2 protein-coding genes are annotated in these 1,761 nt (G+C 67.5%); one reads left to right on the top strand and one right to left on the bottom strand.

From position 1 onward, the window contains the following. Positions 1-57 precede the first annotated feature (57 nt). Complete coding sequence (nth, locus tag AX737_RS24545; RefSeq protein ID WP_066925863.1) at positions 58-762, bottom strand: endonuclease III; 705 nt, start codon at positions 760-762, stop codon at positions 58-60. A 134-nt stretch (positions 763-896) separates the two neighbouring features. Here nth and AX737_RS24540 point away from each other — a divergent pair, with 134 nt between their 5' ends. Continuing rightward, a complete protein-coding gene (locus AX737_RS24540; RefSeq protein ID WP_066925860.1) occupies positions 897-1,418 on the top strand; it encodes a DUF2244 domain-containing protein in 522 nt (173 codons plus the stop codon). The last annotated feature ends 343 nt before the right edge of the window (positions 1,419-1,761 follow it).

The following is a 1,761-nucleotide window of genomic DNA, read 5'->3' as shown; positions in this document are numbered from 1 at the left end:
CAGCAGGGCTCTGCCCTGCACCCGCCAAAGGTCTCGACCTTTGGAATCCGGGACCTTTCAGAGCGTCTTGGCCGGGTAGCGGCAGAGGTCGCTGATCGGGCAGACCGGGCAATCGGGCTTGCGCGCCTTGCAGATGTAGCGGCCGAACAGGATCAGCCAGTGATGGGCGTTGAGGCGGTAGGGCTCGGGCACGATCGCCTCCAGGCCGGCCTGCACCTTGTCGGTCGTCGACGCGACCACGAGCGGGATCCGGTTGGAGACCCTAAAGATATGGGTATCGACCGCGATCCGCGGAACCCCGAAGGCGACGTTGAGTACCACGCTCGCCGTCTTGGCGCCGACGCCGGGTAGCACTTGCAACTCTTCCTGCGACTGCGGCACCGCGCCGCCATGCACCTCGACCAGGATGCGCGAGAGCGCGATCACGTTCCTGGCCTTGGTGTTGAACAGGCCGATGGTGCGGATGAAGTCGCGCACCCGTTCCTCGCCGAGCGCCAGCATCGCCTTCGGGTTGTCGGCGACCGCGAAGAGCGGCCGGGTGGCGAGGTTGACGCTGCGGTCGGTCGCCTGGGCCGACAGCACCACGGCGACGAGCAGCGTGTAGGGGTTCAGATACTCGAGCTCAGCCCGCGGCTCCGGGTCGCGCGCGCTGAGGCGCCGGAAGATCTCGGCGAGGGTCGCCGCGTCGACCGGTTCGGGGGCGGTTTCGACATGGGCGGTAAGCGGCGCGGCGAGCGTGCCCGCGACTGTCTTCGGCCCCATCGGCTCCTTCGGCCGCGCCGGAGCCTTCGCCAGCGGCGCGACCTTGGCCGTGACCTTTCGCGCCCGCGACACGCGCGGCGTTGTGTTGGCGTCGAGCGTCTTTCTGGGCGGCATCGGAGCGTTATATTGGGCGCATGGCGCGCGGCAACCTCTCAGTCCATCCCGACGGGCTCGACCCGGACAGCGTCGACCGTCCGGTCTTCAGCGCAACGATCCGGCCGCACCAGTCGCTGAGCCGCCTGGGCTTCCGGATCGTGATGACGGGCTGCTGCCTCGTCTCTCTGACCGTCTCGATCTGGTGCTGGCGCATGGGCTTCTGGCCGGTGGCCGGCTTCTTCGGGCTCGACATGCTGGCAATCTACGCGGCGCTGAAGGTCAGCTTTCGCCGCGGCCGCTCCTTCGAGGAGGTGATGATCTCGCAGATCGAGGTCTTCCTCGCTCGAGTCAGTCACCGGGGCGAGCGCCGCGAATGGCGCTTCAATCCGCTCTGGACCAAGCTCACCCAGGTTGAGGACGAGGAGTACGGCCTCCAGCGCCTCACCCTGGTCTCGCGCCGCGAGCACGTCGCCGTCGCCCGCGACGCCTCGCCCGAGGAGCGCGCCCGTGTCGCGCAAGGACTCCGCACGGCGTTGGCGCAGGTGAAGAAAGGTTACTGAGCGCTCCCACCCTTCGGAATGGCCCGCGCTTGCGCGAGGTCGGTCGTGGGCGACCGTCATCGATGTGTCGCAGATTTTTCGCGGGCGCTTCACTTTCCGTGTTGACGGGCCGAGGAGGCGTCCGTATACCCCAGCCCATCGGCGCCGGCCGCAGCAGCGGCCCGGTCGCTGAGCCGTCTCTTGGACGGCTCGCTCTCTTCGGCAACACGAGCGCATCTCGCCCGGTGTATCGATCCGGCAGGTGTATTTGCTGTTCTCGATGAGATGAGGTTTCGGGGTTTCGCCCCCGGCGCTCTTTGACAAGTTGATCTGAGAAAGAGAAGCGTGGGCGGCGTCGTCCTTG

Origin of the sequence: Methylobacterium sp. CCH5-D2 (genome assembly GCF_001556475.1) — a bacterium.
GTDB lineage: Bacteria > Pseudomonadota > Alphaproteobacteria > Rhizobiales > Beijerinckiaceae > Methylobacterium > Methylobacterium hispanicum.
The sequence above is the reverse complement of the archived record's forward strand: the minus strand, read 5'-3'. Positions and strand labels throughout refer to the sequence as shown.